13 protein-coding genes are annotated in these 15,406 nt (G+C 72.0%); 7 read left to right on the top strand and 6 right to left on the bottom strand.

What is annotated here, in order from left to right; translation table 11 throughout:
* The first annotated feature begins 8 nt into the window (after positions 1-8).
* The 3 genes from J2S42_RS11755 (at position 9) to J2S42_RS11745 (ending at position 2,784) form a co-directional block, all read left to right on the top strand.
* On the top strand, positions 9-1,223 hold the full coding sequence (locus tag J2S42_RS11755; protein ID WP_307248709.1) for an EAL and HDOD domain-containing protein: 1,215 nt from the start codon (positions 9-11) through the stop codon (positions 1,221-1,223).
* A 143-nt stretch (positions 1,224-1,366) separates the two neighbouring features.
* Entirely contained in the window at positions 1,367-2,326 is a 960-nt protein-coding gene (locus J2S42_RS11750) for a trypsin-like serine peptidase (protein ID WP_307238480.1), read from the top strand.
* 50 nt (positions 2,327-2,376) lie between these two features.
* Positions 2,377-2,784: a carboxypeptidase-like regulatory domain-containing protein gene (locus J2S42_RS11745; protein WP_307238478.1), complete on the top strand. Its 408-nt coding sequence runs from the start codon at positions 2,377-2,379 to the stop codon at positions 2,782-2,784.
* 29 nt (positions 2,785-2,813) lie between these two features.
* On the opposite strand, the gene J2S42_RS11740 is transcribed toward J2S42_RS11745, so the two are convergent.
* Genes J2S42_RS11740 through J2S42_RS11730 form a run of 3 tightly spaced genes read right to left on the bottom strand, consistent with a single transcriptional unit; the run spans position 2,814 to position 5,607 of the window.
* The gene (locus J2S42_RS11740; RefSeq protein WP_307238476.1) at positions 2,814-4,178 is read right to left on the bottom strand and encodes a restriction system modified-DNA reader domain-containing protein; all 1,365 of its coding nucleotides are present in this window, start codon (positions 4,176-4,178) and stop codon (positions 2,814-2,816) included.
* Positions 4,179-4,192: 14 nt separating this feature from the next.
* Positions 4,193-4,675: an NADH-quinone oxidoreductase subunit E gene (locus J2S42_RS11735; protein WP_307238474.1), complete on the bottom strand. Its 483-nt coding sequence runs from the start codon at positions 4,673-4,675 to the stop codon at positions 4,193-4,195.
* Positions 4,672-5,607, bottom strand: coding sequence for a ParA family protein (locus tag J2S42_RS11730; RefSeq protein WP_307238473.1), 936 nt, complete (start codon positions 5,605-5,607; stop codon positions 4,672-4,674). Before J2S42_RS11730 ends, J2S42_RS11735 begins: the two co-directional genes overlap by 4 nt.
* Positions 5,608-5,976: 369 nt before the next feature.
* On the opposite strand from J2S42_RS11730, the gene J2S42_RS11725 reads away from it, so the two are divergent.
* The 4 genes from J2S42_RS11725 to J2S42_RS11710 all read left to right on the top strand — a co-directional run bounded on the left by J2S42_RS11725 (position 5,977) and on the right by J2S42_RS11710 (position 10,132).
* Entirely contained in the window at positions 5,977-6,591 is a 615-nt protein-coding gene (locus J2S42_RS11725) for an ABC transporter ATP-binding protein (RefSeq protein ID WP_307238471.1), read from the top strand.
* Positions 6,588-7,967 (top strand): DUF6297 family protein, encoded by a 1,380-nt coding sequence (locus J2S42_RS11720; protein ID WP_307238469.1) that lies wholly within the window; start codon positions 6,588-6,590, stop codon positions 7,965-7,967. The genes J2S42_RS11725 and J2S42_RS11720 overlap by 4 nt, the downstream gene beginning before the upstream one ends.
* Positions 7,968-8,084: 117 nt before the next feature.
* Complete coding sequence (locus tag J2S42_RS11715) at positions 8,085-9,479, top strand: ATP-binding cassette domain-containing protein (RefSeq protein ID WP_307238467.1); 1,395 nt, start codon at positions 8,085-8,087, stop codon at positions 9,477-9,479.
* Entirely contained in the window at positions 9,476-10,132 is a 657-nt protein-coding gene (locus tag J2S42_RS11710) for a hypothetical protein (protein ID WP_307238465.1), read from the top strand. The genes J2S42_RS11715 and J2S42_RS11710 overlap by 4 nt, the downstream gene beginning before the upstream one ends.
* Here the strand turns inward: J2S42_RS11710 and J2S42_RS11705 are convergent.
* The 3 genes from J2S42_RS11705 to J2S42_RS11695 all read right to left on the bottom strand — a co-directional run bounded on the left by J2S42_RS11705 (position 10,123) and on the right by J2S42_RS11695 (position 15,204).
* The gene (locus J2S42_RS11705) at positions 10,123-11,211 is read right to left on the bottom strand and encodes a fumarylacetoacetate hydrolase family protein (RefSeq protein WP_307238464.1); all 1,089 of its coding nucleotides are present in this window, start codon (positions 11,209-11,211) and stop codon (positions 10,123-10,125) included. The genes J2S42_RS11710 and J2S42_RS11705 overlap by 10 nt on opposite strands.
* Positions 11,208-12,389 carry a homogentisate 1,2-dioxygenase gene (locus J2S42_RS11700; protein WP_307238462.1) on the bottom strand — a complete coding sequence of 394 codons (1,182 nt, stop codon included), beginning with the start codon at positions 12,387-12,389 and terminating at the stop codon, positions 11,208-11,210. Before J2S42_RS11700 ends, J2S42_RS11705 begins: the two co-directional genes overlap by 4 nt.
* Positions 12,390-12,456: 67 nt before the next feature.
* Positions 12,457-15,204 carry an AAA domain-containing protein gene (locus tag J2S42_RS11695; RefSeq protein WP_307238460.1) on the bottom strand — a complete coding sequence of 916 codons (2,748 nt, stop codon included), beginning with the start codon at positions 15,202-15,204 and terminating at the stop codon, positions 12,457-12,459.
* Between the last annotated feature and the right edge of the window lie 202 nt (positions 15,205-15,406).

Here is a 15,406-nt window from a genome sequence, read left to right as displayed (position 1 = left end):
TGAACCCTATGCCGTCGATCACCCAGCGCGTGCACGTCGGCCGTCAGCCGATCTTCGATTCGCGCGGCACGGTCGTGGCGTATGAGCTGCTGTTCCGCGGCAGCATGGAGGCGGTGCACGCGTCCGCCCGGGACGCATACGCCACCAGTCAGGTGATTCTCAACGTGTTCACCGAGTTCGGCATCGCGGAGGTGGCCGGCGACCGGCTCTGCTTCATCAACCTGACCCGCGAGTTCATCGTCGGCCGGGTGCCGCTGCCGTTCGGGCCGGAGAACGTGGTGCTGGAGATCCTGGAGACGGTCGACCCGGACGACGAGGTGGTGGCCGGCGTGACCGCGCTGGTCGAGGCCGGCTACAAGATCGCGCTGGACGACTACGTGCACGGCTCCGGGCACGAGCGCCTGCTGCCGCTCGCGTCCTACCTGAAGCTCGACATGCTGGACAGCGATGTCGTCCGGTTCGACGAGGTGGCCGAGGTCTGCCGGGAGTACCCGGGCATCCAGATCGTGGCCGAGCGCCTGGAGACCGCGGAGCACATCGCGCTGGCCGACCGGTACGGCTTCGAGCTGCGCCAGGGCTACGCGCTGAGCCGCCCCCGGGTGATGACCGCGACCAGTCTGTCCCCGTCCCGGCTGGTCCGGCTGCAGCTGGTGCCCGCGATCGGGGCGGCGGACATGGACCGGGTGATCAGCACGATCGTCAGCGACCCGGCGCTGGCGCTGCGCGTGCTGCGGGCCAGCAACTCCGCGGCCGCCGGTGCGGCGTACAAGGTCTCCTCGGTCCGCCAGGCCGTGGTGCTGCTCGGCCTCACCCAGATCCGCCAGTGGGCGATGATCATGGCGCTCGGCGACGCGGTCGAGGCCACCGACGAGCAGCTCACCACCGCGCTGCTGCGTGCCCGATTCTGCGAGAGCCTGGCCGAGGGCATGCGTGCCGCACCGGACGCCGCGTTCACCGCCGGCCTGATCAGCGGCGTCGCCGAGGTCCTCAGCCTCACCCCCGCCATGCTCGCCGATCGCCTCCCGCTCGCCGACGACGTGGCCAACGCGCTCATCGACGGCACCGGCGCCCTCGGCGACGTCCTCCGCACCGTCGACGCGTTCTCCCGCGGCGACCTGGACGCGGTCGCCCCCTCCGCCCACGGCACCGACCTGGTCCGCGCCTACGTAAACGGCTGGCGCTGGTCGGCTCGCATGGTCGCGGCCACCAAGGTGCCCGCCTGACGCAGTGTCGTTGATCGGCTACTCTTTATCGAACTTCTCCGATACGTTTCGCTGCGGGGTGAGCGGCCGGCACACGGCCGCTGACGGGGGCCTCCGGGCGCTTCGTCCTGCCCTCCCACCGTTACGGAGGAGGAAGTCGCACCATGAACCTCACTCACCGCGCACGGCTGGCGCTGACCGGCGCCGCGATCGGCGGGATGCTGCTGGTCACGGCCGCGCCCGTCACCGCAGCCGAGAAGGATCCCAGCACACCGGTCTCCAGCGACGGCACCACCGTGAGCGCGGCCGCGCTCGACGCGATGCCGGACGTGACGATGGTCCCGGCGACCCGAGGCACCGGCGTGACCGGCTCGGACGGCGCATCGCACACCGCGGACCTCTCCGGCCGGCCGGAGAACCTGATGGGCGCGCAGAGCGTCATCGGCACGGACGACCGCATCCGCGAGACGGACACCACCTGGTGGCCGGCGAGCGCCACGGTCCAGCTCACCCGGGTCGCGAACGGCGCGACGATCTTCTACTGCACCGGCTGGCTGATCGGCCCGAACACGGTGATCACCGCGGGCCACTGCGTCTTCAGCCACGACAACGGTGGCTGGCGGACCGGGCAGGGCGTCCGCGCCTGGCCGGGCCGCAACGGCACCGCCGCGCCGTACGGCTCGTGCGCGTCGATCAGCATGCACTCGGTCAACGGCTGGATCAACGACCGGAACTCGCAGTACGACTACGGCGCGATCAAGCTGGACTGCACGGTCGGCAACACGGTGGGCACGTATGGGTTCCGCTGGCAGAGCGCGAGCCTGAACGGCACCGGCACGTCGACCCGCGGATACCCCGGGGACAAGCCGGACGGTGAGCAGTGGGCCAGCTACGACCAGATCCGGGTGAGCCAGGACCGGGAGCTGTTCTACCACAACGACACCGTGGGCGGGCAGAGCGGCAGCCCGATCTACACGTATCGTGACGACTGCGGCCCGTGCGGGCTGGCCGTCCACGCGTACGGGCTGCGGACCGGCGGCTCGCCGCCGTTCTCCAACCACAACCGCGGCACCCGCATCACCGAGGCCGTGTTCACCAACTTCCAGTACTGGAACGGTCTGTAGGGACCGGCGACCGTGGCGTCCTGGACCGCGGGTTCCATCATGGAGGGACGATGCGCCACGGAATAGTGATCATCCTGATGACGGCACTGCTCACGGCCGGGTGCGGCGGCGATGCCGCACCCGGCTCCGGGCCGGACACGCCGGTGGACAGCTCGATGACGCCGCCGCCCGCGAACGCCGGCGACACCGGCGTCGTGGCCGGGACGGTCACCACCGCCGACGGCACCCCACTGGCCGGCGCCGCCCTGCTGCCGCGCGCGCTGGACGTCCCCGGCGGCGCGGACATCCGCGAGGAGGTGATCGCCACCGACGGCACTGGGGCATACCGCTGGCCCGGCCTCAGCCCGGGCCGCTACGAGTTCCGCGTCCGGTACGGGGCCAGCCTGGTCGGCGAGCCTTCGGAGGCGACCGTCGAAGCCGGCCAGACCACCATTCTGGACTTCGTGCTCCCGCTCTGAGCGTCGTCGGCCATGACCGATTCGGGCTCTCAGTCGCTGTACTGCTTCAGAAGGGCACTGAGTTTTCGCAGCTTGGCCATCGCGTCTGCCGGTAGCGGGTCCGGGTTGAAGTGCATCACCGCATTGCGGATGCGGCGAGTCGCATCGAGGTGTCTGGTGATCATCACCCGGTCGAGCGGCCAGCCGAGGCGGGACCAGACGTCGTTGTTGCTGAGAACCCGTTGGTAATCACCCATGGACATCTCGTCGAAGGAGCGGAACGTCTTGCCGCAGAGCGAGGAGACCTCGTCGACCTCCAGATTGCGTGCGATGATGCGGCGCAGCGTCTGATCCAGTTCCCCGATCTCGAAGAACGGCCCGGCCATCTGGCCGTAGGCCGAAACGACGTCCGCGGTGGTGACGATCCCCGCCACGGCGTTCTTCTCGTTCTTCACGAACACGAAGCCCAACTGCTGCAGCATCGGCAGTACGTCGATCAGTTCCTTGTCGTACCGGACCACTGGAGCTTCCTCCACGATCCCGCTGGTGAAGTGGGCAGCAGAGTTCGCATGCCGGGCTCTGGCGATGGACTCCCAGGTCACGGCGCCTCTGAGTTTGTGTGGATTGCTGAAGACCGCGAGTTGCGAGAAGTCGTTGAGCAGCATCAGTGTGATCGCCGAGTCGAAACCGGCGTCCGGGGCCACGAAGGCGACTCCGCCGAGGGCGGACGGGAGGTTGCCCACCGTCAGTCCGACATTCGTGGGTGAGAGCTCGTCGTCGGTAGGGTCCGGGTCGTCACCCCGGACCTCGGGTGCGGGTTCTTCCGGCTCGGCGGGGGCCGTGACGAGACGCACCGAGGCGTCGAGTGTGACCGCACGGAAGCTGGGAGAGGTGACCAGACCATGGTTCGCCAGGTCGGCCTCGATCCGGCTGATCTGATCGCCTCGGTCTTTGGCGCCCCAGAGCGCGAGCAGTTCGCGGACGGAGAACTCGACCGGTTGATCGGCGTCGGCCCGTTCCCTCGCCTGCCGGAGACGCTCGTGCACCCGCTGTTCCAGTTGTTTCGTCTCCAGGGCACCCGCGGTGCGAACGGCGTTGTCCAGAAACTCCTGACGCAACGCGTCGAGTGGCCTCCCGGTCTCGAGAATCGTCCACACCCGCCACCCGTCGACCGCCCGTGCGCCGGAGGCGAGACGTGCGGCCTGTGACGGCGACGGCACCTCATGACCGCCGTCGGCGAGTTTGATGCGCCCGTCCTCGGTGACCGTGGCGTCGTGCTGCGTGCCGACGCGACGACGTACGAAACGAAGTGCGGTACCCGGTGTCAGCAAGTGTGCGTCGACCAGGTCCCGGACCGTCACCCGGCGCCCGCCGTGGAGGTGCATGACTCTGGTGGGTTCCCCGATGTCGACCACGCCCGCTCCCTGGCTCAATCCCACGTCCGAAGCCCGGCGAACTTGAGCCGGGCGCCGATGGCCTGCGTCAGAATCCGATTGGTCAGTTCAGTCTTGGTGCCGGTCGTTCGCGTGCTCAGGTGCTCGGCGATGAGCTTCAAGTCGTCGACTTTCGGTTTCAGCTCGGTGAGCAGCGCCGAGCCGTCGTCGATGCTGTCCATCTGCCGAAGCCGGTTCGCTACGTCCGCATGGTCGATGTGCGGGGAGGGCGTGCCTCGCTTGGGGCCGGTCGTCTTGGGCGCGGATCTTCCCGTGGCTTTTCGGGCGGCTCTCGGCTTGGTGGCCGGCGCGGCGGGCGCGTCGACCGGCGTGGCGGTTCTGGCGATCCCGGCCGGATCGGTGAGTGACAGACCTGCGCGGCCTTCGGCGAGAGCGAGCATGTCGTCATTCGACAGCGTCGCCAGGAAGTCGGCGAAGCGACGCTGCACTTGGACGACCAGCGATGCGAGGTCGGTCATCGTTGCCCGCCCTTTTCAAGGGAGATCTGCTGCATGATTTCCTCGGCGAGGTGCCGGAACTCGGTCGCCACGTCGTCGCTCATCGGTGCGGTCAGCATCGCCGGAATGCCGCGTGCGCCGGCGTCCCCGTAATGCCGGGGGCTGTCGCGCATGACGGTGGAGAGGACGGGGAGCCCGGCGTTCGCGCGAACCTCTTCGATGTAGTTCTGCTGGGTGCCGATGGGGCGCGCTGCGTAGATCTTGACCATCGTGAAGACGATGCCCAAGAACCGTGGATTGATTTTCGAGGTGCCGTCATTGGGGCCGTGCCCGACGTAGTCGTTGTATTCCTCGACCAGTTTGTCGCAGCTGCCCGCCAGATAGCTGATTCCCAGGGTGGAAAGGTAGTCGGCTTTGGCCGGTACGAGAACGTGGTCGCTCGCGACGATTGCGGTCTTGGTGACCAGGCCGAAATTGGGGGCGCAGTCGATGAGGACCAGGTCGTAGTCATCGAACGACTTGTCCTGCAGTGCGCGCCTCAGGCAGCCGTGGAGTGTGAGGTAACGCCTCTTCGACTCCTGTAGCGTCGTGCCGCCGAGCTTCGAGGCCAGATGAAGGTCTATGTCAATCAGGCCGAGGTGGGAAGAGATCAGATCCAGCCGGCCGCCGTTGTCACTGATGGCGTCATTGGCCTGTTCGGGCGTGACGATGAGTTCGGAGAGCGGCACCTCCCGGCCGGGGATGTCGCCCTCGTACCACTGCTTGATCGTGCGTTGGTCGAGTCCTTCGTGCCACTGCGGAAGGCTGTAGAACGAGAAGGTCAGGTTTGCCTGTGGATCGAGGTCGATCAGAAGAACTCGATGCCCGCGCTTGGCGACCTCGCCGCCGAGGTTCGCGGTCAAGGTGGTCTTGCCGACGCCACCTTTGTAATTCATGACGGCGACAATGCTCATTGTTCCCCCTGGGTGCGGGCATTGTGCGACAGGTGTCGGTGTCGCGAACGTGACACTGTGAGAGTGATATGACGTTCGGCGGCCGGGATTTATGGAACGTGTGTTCGCCCTGGCGGATCGTATGCATGGCGCCGTGGAGAATTGACCCTCGCCTCCAGGGCAAGAGTTTCGCATGGTCGTTAATGGTGAGGCAAGTAGCCGGTTCGGAGGTCCGCCGAACACTTCCAGTGGTTCTCAATATTGATCAGATGAACATCGCATTCACTCATTTTTTGATCTATTTTTATTGCAGGTTGTCTATCTTCGGTGGGCCGTTGCGGCCGGTGGGGCGATCGCGGCGTCGTCGGCAGATCTGACAGAGTTGGCGCCATGGTGGCGCTGGAGGTGCGGGGGCTGCGGCGGAGCTTCGGGGAACTGCTGGTGCTCGACGACGTGAGTTTCGAGGTGGCGGCGGGGCAGGCCGGGGTGGTGACCGGGCCCAACGGGTCGGGGAAGACGACGCTGCTGCGCTGCGTGGTGGGGGCGGAGCGGCCGGACGACGGCGAGGTGCGGTCCGAGGGGCGGCGGCTGGACGAGGCCGATCCGTGGACGCGGTCGATCATGGCGGCGGCGCTGGACGACATCGACTTCTTCGCGGACCTGTCCGTGGTGGAGCATCTGGAGCTGCTCGCGGCCGCGCACGGCGGCGGTGACCCGGTCGACGGGGTGCTGGCCGAGTTGGGGCTGGACCGGGCGCGTGACCAGCTGCCGGCCACGCTCTCCAGTGGACAGCGGCGGCGCCTCGCGCTGGCCTCCTGCTTCGTGCGACCGCGGCGGCTGCTGATCCTGGACGAGCCGGAGCAGCGGCTGGACGTGTGCGGGCGGGCGTGGCTGGCCGAGCGGCTGCTGCGCGAGAAGGCGGCCGGGGTGGCGGTGCTGCTGGCCTCGCACGACGAGGAGCTGATCGCGGCGGTCGCGGACGTGCGGATCGAGATCGGCGCGTGAGCGGTCCGGCCGGTGCCCGCGAGGTGCGGGCGCGGATGCGGCGGCTGCGACGGCGGCACCACAGCACGTCGTTCGGCGACTTCCTCACCGACCTCTACCTGCTGGCGCTGCTGGCGGCGCTCTACGGCTGGGCGTTCGTCGACATGGGCCGCGACTTCCTCGGGTCCACGCTGGTCGACGCGGGTGACCCGGCCGAGCAGCGGTGGCTGGTGATCGCGGCGGTGCTGACCGCGGCCGGGTTCGGCTGGGCCGGGCTGCGTGCGCTCGGCCCGGTCTTCGTCGGGCCGGCGCTGCAGTCCTGGGTGGCGAGCGCGCCGGTCGACCGGCGGGCGCTGCTGCTGCCCCGGTTCGCCGGCCTGCTGGCCGGTGCGACCGCGACGGTGGCGCTGCTCGGGTTCCTGTTCGGCGCGCTGTCCGGCGAGAGCACCGTGCATGTGCCGCTGCTCGGCGCCGCGACCGGGCTGCTGGCCGGCGCCGGTGCGGTGGTGGCGCAGGGCGCGCGGCGGGCGCGGTGGGTGGCGGAGCTGCCGGGCCGGGTGTTGCTCGCCGCCGGTGCGCTGGTCGCGGCCACGGTGGTGGCGCTGCACTTTCTGAGCACGGCGCTGCCACGCCCGTCCGGCGCGATGCACCCGCTCGTCTCGCCGCCCGTGTTCGTGGTGGCCGGAACAGCCGTGGTTCTCGCGATCCGGGCGCTGCGGAGGCTGGACCGGTCCACCACCACGACCGGCGCGCAGTTCGCGAGCAGCGCCGCCGCGGCCGCGGTGATGCTGGACCCGACGCTGATCGCGGACCTGCTGGAGGTGCGCCGCTGGCGTGCGCTCGGCCGGGTGCGCAGCCGCCGGTTCCGGGCCGGTCCGCGCTGGTGGGCGCTGACCCAGGCGGAGCTGCGCCGGGCCGTCCGGCGGCGGGCCGCGCTGCTCGGCTGGGCCGCGCTGGTGCTGGTGCAGTACGCGGTCGCGCTCGCGGTCCCGGGGCTGGCCGGCCCGGCGCTGGTGCTCACCGCGTTCCTGGCCGGGGACCGGCTGGCCGGCGGGCTGCGCGCGATCACCCGGTCGCCCGGGCTGCGGCGCGCGCTCGGCGGCGGCGACACCGAGCTGAAGGTGGCGCACCTGGCCGTGCCGGTGCTCGCCGCCGCACTGTTCTTCATGGTCACCGCGCCGGTCGCGGGGGAGCGGCCGCCGTGGCTGGCCGTGGTGCTGCTGCTCGGCGTGGGCGGCGCGGTGTACCGCTCGGGCACCCGGCCGTCGCTGGTCTACGACGGGCCGGTCGTGGAGACGCCGTTCGGGCTGCTCCCGATCGACCTGCTGCGGCAGCTCTGGCGAGGGTGGGACGTGGTCGCGCTGCTCATCGTGGTGGATCTGATCGCGACGAGATGATCACTGCGAGTAATCGTCTTCGGGTGGGTGACGGCGCTTTCCCGTACCCCCGCGAATGCTCCTCGGTTTGTATGCTGGGCCGGGCGACGGGCGGATGCCTGCGAATATGGAGGTGTCATGGCTGGCCTCGTCGAGCTGCGCGGCGTCGGCAAGCGATACGATCGATCACGCACCGTGCTGGACGACATCGACCTGGTGATCTATCCGGGCGAGGTCGTCGGTGTGGTCGGCGGCAACGGTTCCGGCAAGTCGACGCTGCTGCGCATCGTCGCCGGGCTCTCGCCGGTCTCGTCCGGCGCGGTGATCGCCCGGCCACGGGTGGTCGGCTACGTGCCCGAGCGGTTCCCCACCCAGGCGCGCATCTCGGCGCGCTCCTACCTGAAGCACATCGGCCGGATCCGGGGCCTGAGCACGCGCGCCGCGGTGGCCCGGGCGGACGAGCTGCTCACCCGGCTCGCGCTGGTCGGCGGCGCGAACGCGGAGCTGCGCCGGCTGTCCAAGGGCAACGCGCAGAAGGTCGCGGTCGCGCAGGCGCTGATGGTCCCGCCGCAGCTGCTGGTGCTGGACGAGCCGTGGTCCGGGCTGGACGCGGCCGCGCACGAGGTACTGGCCGAGCTGATCGCGGAGACCGCGCGCGAGGGCGGCGCCGTGGTGTTCACCGACCACCGCGAGGCAGTCGTCTCGGCCAGCGCGTCGGTGATCTACCGGATCGCGAGCGGCCGGCTCTCCACCGCACCGCCCGGCGAGACGCTCGCGTTCGTGGAGCTGGTCGACGCGGCGCTGGACGCGCCCGAGCCGGACTGGTGGCGGCTGCCCGGCGTGCTCGATGCGCGCCGCGACGACGCGGTGGTGACGCTGGAGATCGTCGCGAAGTACGCGGACGAGCTGATCTTCCAGGCGCTCGGCAACGGCTGGTCGGTGCAGTCGGTCCGCCGTTCAGCCCCGGTGCCGGTGGTGACCGGTGAGCGGGCACGCGCGGGCCTGGACGAGGTCGACGCGTTCGGCGCGGGGGTTCGCTCCGACGACGATCGTGCGGCCGGGGCCCGGGGCGATCGGGACGGGGACGAGCGTGACCAGCGGCCCGACGACGATGCGGGGTGGGACGACGGCCGGTCGGGCGGCGTCCGGCCCGGCGACGCGTGGCGTGCGGCGGACGGAAGGCCGGACGCCGAGGCCGTCGCGCCTTCCCGGGGCGGCGACGAGCGCGGTGCTGTCGATGACCGGGAGCGTGGCGGTGACCGCGATTCCGGCGGCGATCGGGGTGTCGCAGGTGTCGGTGGCCGCGACTCGGAGGGCCACGGTGTCTCCGGTGGTGACCGGCCGGACGACGATTCCCGCCATGCCCCGGCCGACAGCGCGGCGGGGGCCGACAGCGCGGCGGGGGCCGACAGCGCGGCCGCCGACGAGCCGCCGCCCGCCCGCACGGCCCCCGCGCCGCGGAAGCCGCAGCCCCGGCCGCGGCCCAAGCTCACGCTGGTGAAGGACACCGACGTCGCGGAGGAGGCCCGATGATCGCGCTGGCCCGCTACTCGCTCTCCATGCTGGTGCGCAGCCAGGCGTACATCGCGCCGATCCTGCTCTTCGGCGCCGCGATCATGGTGCTCACCACCGGCGACGCCGGACCGCTGGCCGAGACGTACTCGGCCTGCGCGCTCGTGCTGTTCCTCTGCATGACCTGGCTGACCGTCGTGCTGGTCAACACGGAGGACCGCACCCAGCGCGCGATGACCGCGACCGCGGCCGGTGGCGAGACCCGCGTGCTGGCCGGGAACGTGCTGGCCGCCACGTTCGTCGCGGCGCTGCTGACGCTGACCGGGCTGATCTATCCGCTCTACGCGGGCCGGCACCCGATCACCGGCCCCGGCCTCGCGGTCGGCGTGCTGGCGCAGCTGACCGCGGCGTTCGCCGGTATCGCGGTCGGCCTGCTCTGCTCGCGGCTGCTGATCCGGCGTACCGGCGTGGCCGTGCTGGCCGCGGTCGGCGCGGTCGGCGCGATGGTGCTGCTGCGCGTGGTGCCGCCGGTCGGCCCGATGATGGTGCTGCTCGGCAGCGAGGCCGCGCCGGAGACCATGCTGACGCCGCTCTCCGGCCTCGGCGCGGTCTCCGTGCTGATGGTCGCCGCGGCCGCCGCCACCGTCTACTACGTGGGCCGCCGTCAGGAGTGAGGGCGGACGGTGCCGGTGACGGTGCCGAGCGAGACGCCGGCCGGACCGGTCGCGGAGATCGAGACCGTGTCGCCGTCCTCCAGGTAGGTGCGCGAGCCGCCGTCCGGGAGCGGCAGTGGGTCACGTCCGTCCCAGGAGAGTTCCAGCAGGCAGCCGCGCCGGTCCCGGGCCGGCCCGCTGATCGTGCCGGACGCGAACAGGTCGCCGGTGCGCAGCGTTGCGCCGTTCACGGTCAGGTGCGCGAGCATCTGGTCCGGCGTCCAGTACATGTCCGCGAACCGGGGCCGGGACACCACGTACCCGTTGATCCGAATCTCGATCTCCAGGTCCAGCGCCCATGGCCGGTCACCCCGGAGATACGGCAGCGGCAGCGGTTCCTGCCGCGGCGCTGCGGTCCGGGCCGGAGCCAGAGCATGCAACGGTACGACCCAGGCGCCGATCGACGTGGCGAACGACTTGCCGAGGAACGGGCCGAGCGGCGTTGCCTCCCAGCGCTGCACGTCCCGGGCCGACCAGTCGTTGACCAGGCAGACGCCGAACACGTGCGCCGCGAAGTCGTCGCAGCGCACCGGCCCGCGGGACGGCACGCCGACCACGAACCCGACCTCCGCCTCGAAGTCGAGCTTGCGCGTCGGCCCGAACTCGCCGGGGCCGAGCGGGCCGGCCGGGCGGCGGATGTCCGTGCCGGACACCACGACCGTGCCGGCCCGGCCGTGGTAGCCGATCGGCAGGTGTTTCCAGTTCGGGTGCAGCGGCGGCGCGTCCGGGCGGAAGATCCGGCCCACGTTGGTGGCGTGGTGCTCGGACGCGTAGAAGTCCGCGTAGTCGGCCACGTCGAACGGGCGGTGCATCCGTACCGTGCCGGCGGGGTGTGTGTGTTCTTCCAGGGCGACGTCGGCGAGCCGGTCGTGCACCTCGCGCCACACGGCCGGTCCGGCGGCCAGCAGCGGGTTGAGCGAGGTGGCCGCGAAGATCCCGGCCGCGGACAGGTCGAGCACGCGATCCCCGGCCAGCGCACCGAGCCGCCGTGGCCCGTCCCCGACGCTGAACACGCCGTAGGCGGCGGCACCCAGGCTCACCGGGCCCAGCTCCACGGGTAGGCCGGGTCCTCGCAGGCGGTGGCGCCCTCGCCCAGCTCCAGCGGGCGGAACGTGTCGACCATGACGGCCAGCTCGTCGACCTCGGTCACGCCGATCGAGCGTTCGTAGGCGCCGGGTTGCGGGCCGTGCGGGTGGCCACCCGGGTGCAGGGAGATCGAGCCCTGGCCGATGCCCGAGCCCTTGCGCGCCTCGTAGTTCCCGCCGCAGTAGAACATGACCTCGTCGCTGTCCACGTTGGAGTGGTAGTACGGCACCGGGATGGCCAGCGGGTGATAGTCGACCTTGCGGGGCACGAAGTTGCAGATCACGAACCCGGCGCCCTCGAACACTTGGTGCACCGGCGGCGGCTGGTGCACCCGCCCGGTGATCGGCTCGAAGTCGTGGACGCTGAACGTGTACGGGTAGAGGCAGCCGTCCCAGCCGACCACGTCGAACGGGTGCCTCGGGTAGACGTAGCGGGTGCCGGTCACGCCCCCGGCGCCGCCGCGGTGCTTGACCAGCACCGGGACATCGGTGCCGTCGGCGAGCAGCGGTGCGCCCGGTCCGTGCAGGTCCCGCTCGCAGAACGGCGCGTGCTCGAGGAACTGGCCGTACCGGGAGAGGTAGCGCTTGGCCGGCGCGATGTGGCTGTTCGCCTCGATCACGTACGCACGCAGTGGTTCCCGGCTCTGCGGCACCCACCGGTGCGTGGTGGCGCGCGGCAGGAGCACGTAGTCGCCGGCGGTCGCGGTCAGCGTGCCGAACACGGTCTCCACGATCGCATTGCCGGACTCGACGTAGACGCACTCGTCGCCGATTGCGTTGCGGTAGAGCGGCGACGGCGTGCTGGCCACCGCGTAGGAGATGCGCACGTCGCCGTTGCCGAGGACCAGGCGCCGCCCGGTGACCACGTCGGCCTCGTCCGCGTCCTTGAACAGGTCGTGCAGCTTGAAGTGCCGGGGGAGCAGCGGATGGTTCGCGGTGGTGCCGAGGCCGGGTGGCTGCCACGGCGACGCGTCCACGATCGCGGTCGGGATCTCGCGGTGGTAGAGCAGTGACGAGTCGGCGGAGAAGCCCTCCTCGCCCATCAGCTCCTCGTAGTAGAGGCCACCGTCCGGGCGCCGGTGCTGGGTGTGCCGTTTCGGCGGAACCTCGCCGACGGAACGATAGAACGCCATTGTTCCCACCTCCGGACCTATCTTTATCAGATCTAGGACGGTTCGTCCCGGGTTGACTTAGTCATCGTTAGGCCTGGATGTCGCTATGCCTCGGGCGCGGGACATCACCGGCTGACTCGCCGGTCGGGCCGGCCAGCTCCAGGGCGGCGCGGGTGGCGTCGCCGTCCCAGCGGGTGGGGAACGCGTCGTGCAGCCGCCAGCCCGCGCGCCGCAGCGTGCGCTGCCGCTCGATGTGCGCGGCCGGGCCGTCCGGGTGCACACGGCAGATCAGGCCGGTCTCGCCGGCGCACAGGTCCACGCTCCACCGGCCGACCGGATAGCCGGCCCGGACCGGCACGCCGGACTCGGCCAGTTCGCGGCCCAGTCGCGCGGCCCAGCCCTTGGCCGCGTCCGGCGGTGCGCAGGCCGGGCGGGGCGGCTCCGCGGCGTACCGGAGGAAGTCGCCGATCAGCCCGGACGCGTCCCGCTGCGCGGTCACCACGACCAGCCGGCGGCGTGCCCGGGTGATCAGCACGTTGAACAGGTTCGGGTCCGCGGCGAACCGGTGCCGGGACGCCGGGTCCGCGTCGGTGAGCCCGAGCGACGCCACCACCACGTCCGCCTCCGCGCCCTGGAACGCGTGTACCGTGCCGACCCGCAGCCCCATCGCCTCGATCTCGTCGACGCCGAACGCGGCCAGCAGCGCGGCCTCCAGCGCGTCCGCGTGCGCGCGGAACGGCGTGATCACCCCGATGCTGGTCTCCGCGGCGAGCGCGCGGACCTCCGCGACCACGGCCTCCATCTCGGTCTCCGGCGTGACCGTGCGCACCTCGACAGCGTCCGTGGCCTCGGTCCGCGGATGGCGGGTGACCAGCGCGATCCGGTCGTCGTAGAAGCGCCGCGCGGAGAACTCGATCAGGTGCGGCACGGACCGGTAGTGCTCGTCCAGCACGGTCACCGCGGTGGCGCCGGCGGCCAGGTCGAACGCGCTGATCCGGCGCAGGTCCAGGCGGTCCGCGTACTCGCCGAGGCCGTGCGCGGCCAGCGTCACGGCCACGTCCGCGTCTCCGACGAACGAGACGAACCGCAGCTGACGCGGGTCGCCGACGATCAGCGCGGCCCGGGCCCGGGCCAGCACCGGCGCGGCCCGGAGCTGGTCGATGTGCGCGGCCTCGTCCAGAATCACCAGATCGAACAGCGCCGGTACGGCCGGCAGCAGATCCTCCGCGTCGGTGACCGTGCCGACCCACAGCGGCAGCGCGCGGACCAGCGCCTGCGCGTCCAGCGCGGCCAGGGCCTCGCGGCGCCGCGCGCGTCCGGCCCGCAGCGCGGCGGCCAGCGCGGACGCGCTCCGGCGGGCGGCGGCGTCCCAGCGGGCCGCGCTGGTCGCGTCGTGGCGCATCCGGGTGCCGGTCGCGGCCGCGAGCGCGTCGTCCGCGCGGGCCAGCGCGTCCCAGTGCGCGGCCAGGTCGGTGCCGCCGGACGCGGCCAGCTCGGCGGCGGCGCGCACGCTCGCGGCGGCGCGCAACGCCGTACCCACGCGGTCGTGGTCCTCGTGCAGTGCCCGCAGTCGCGCCGCGGCGCGGCGCCGCCGCCAGGCCCGCCACCAGCCGTGCGCCTCCGCGGTCGCCTCGCCGTGCAGCCGCCGGGCCCGATCAAGATCAAAATCAGGGGCGAAGACCGCGGGTACGTCGGTACGCAGCGCGGGCAGCAGCGGGAGCCACTCCTCCAGCCGCTCGGCCAGCGCCTCCCGGTCCAGTGCCGCGGTGATCTCCCGCTCGGTGCGCGCCACGGTCGCGGCGGCCTCGTCGGCGCGGCGCGCGTCCTCGGCCAGGCGGCTCCGCGGTACGCCCTCGCCGAGACCGGCGGTCAGCTTCGTGGCGATCTCCTCGCGCCGCTCCGCGTCGCCGAACAGCACCGGCACCGGGCCCGGATAGCGGTCCAGCAGGCCGCCGAGCACCTCGGCCGCGTGCCGCGACTGGGTGGCGATCAGCACCGAGCCGCCGCGGTCCACGGTGTCCAGCGCGGCCGCGACGACCGCGTGCGACTTGCCGTTGCCCGGCGGCCCGGACACCACCACCAGCCGCTCCCGGCGGCTGCGCGCGACCACCGTCCGCTGCGCCGCGTTCAGCGGAAGCGGCGAGCGGACGCGCTCGCCGGTCTCCTCGCCCGCCTGCGGGTCCGCGCCGCCGTCCGTCCCGCGGTAGACGGCGTCGAGCGCGGTGTGTTCCAGGCCGGTGCGGTTGGACCAGGTCAGCAGCGTGTCGCGCGGGCCGGTCGAGGCCACGTCGCGGGCCACGTAGAGCGCCGCCACCGCGTACGCCACCAGGTGTTCCGCCGGCGCCTTCCGGACCGGCGGCTCCAGCACGTCGCGCACCGGCAGCTCGGCCGCCCAGGCCAGCGACGAGATCCACGCCTTCGTGCCGGGCGCGGTCAGCCACCCCGGGCCGCCCAGCCCCGACGCCTCCTCGAACCGCGCCGCCAGCCCGCGGTCCGCCAGCAGCGGCGTGATCTCCAGATCCCCGGCCGGCAGCAGCCGCCCGCGCAGCCCGCGCTCCATCCGCACCGGCTGCGACACCAACGGCACCCGCACCCGCCGCCGCACCCCGCCGATCTCCGCGCTGCCCAGCACCCAGCCCAGCCCGCGTCGCAGCACCCGCTCCTCCCGGTGCAGCGCGTCCAGCCCGGCGAACCGGTCACCGACCCGCCCCACCGGCGCCCGCTCCGGTTCCTCCAGCCACGCGAACGGCTGCCCGGCCCGGGTCACGTCCAGCACCAGCTCCGACCTGGCCGGCGCCAGGTCCGCCAGCGCCACAAGGATCTTCCGCGGGTCCATCGCGCGCCACTCTATGCGCTCCCGGCCAGCCACCGCTCACACGCCCGCGGTACCGCACCGGCCCGGCGGCGGCCGGCCGCGCCGTCGATCACGGAGGCCGTGGACCTCAGTTGCGGAAGTCCGGTGAGTTCGTTGCCCGCCCGTGCCCCGGCGGCGTCGTTCACCTCGGTGACCCGGCCGGCTCGCCGGATGACGGGCCGAG

The sequence above is a fragment of the Catenuloplanes indicus genome, assembly GCF_030813715.1.
In the GTDB taxonomy this organism is placed as follows: Bacteria; Actinomycetota; Actinomycetes; order Mycobacteriales; family Micromonosporaceae; genus Catenuloplanes; species Catenuloplanes indicus.
Note: the sequence above shows the minus strand (reverse complement) of the source record. Positions and strands in the feature narration are given on the sequence as shown.

Excerpts from the sequence above, each read along its gene's own strand:
- J2S42_RS11730 (WP_307238473.1), bottom strand. The coding sequence starts at position 5,607 with ATGAGCATTGTCGCCGTCATGAATTACAAAGGTGGCGTCGGCAAGACC.
- J2S42_RS11745 (WP_307238478.1), top strand. The coding sequence starts at position 2,377 with ATGCGCCACGGAATAGTGATCATCCTGATGACGGCACTGCTCACGGCC.
- J2S42_RS11725 (WP_307238471.1), top strand. The coding sequence starts at position 5,977 with ATGGTGGCGCTGGAGGTGCGGGGGCTGCGGCGGAGCTTCGGGGAACTG.
- J2S42_RS11715 (WP_307238467.1), top strand. The coding sequence starts at position 8,085 with ATGGCTGGCCTCGTCGAGCTGCGCGGCGTCGGCAAGCGATACGATCGA.
- J2S42_RS11750 (WP_307238480.1), top strand. The coding sequence starts at position 1,367 with ATGAACCTCACTCACCGCGCACGGCTGGCGCTGACCGGCGCCGCGATC.
- J2S42_RS11735 (WP_307238474.1), bottom strand. The coding sequence starts at position 4,675 with ATGACCGACCTCGCATCGCTGGTCGTCCAAGTGCAGCGTCGCTTCGCC.
- J2S42_RS11755 (WP_307248709.1), top strand. The coding sequence starts at position 9 with ATGCCGTCGATCACCCAGCGCGTGCACGTCGGCCGTCAGCCGATCTTC.
- J2S42_RS11700 (WP_307238462.1), bottom strand. The coding sequence starts at position 12,389 with ATGGCGTTCTATCGTTCCGTCGGCGAGGTTCCGCCGAAACGGCACACC.
- J2S42_RS11710 (WP_307238465.1), top strand. The coding sequence starts at position 9,476 with ATGATCGCGCTGGCCCGCTACTCGCTCTCCATGCTGGTGCGCAGCCAG.
- J2S42_RS11695 (WP_307238460.1), bottom strand. The coding sequence starts at position 15,204 with ATGGACCCGCGGAAGATCCTTGTGGCGCTGGCGGACCTGGCGCCGGCC.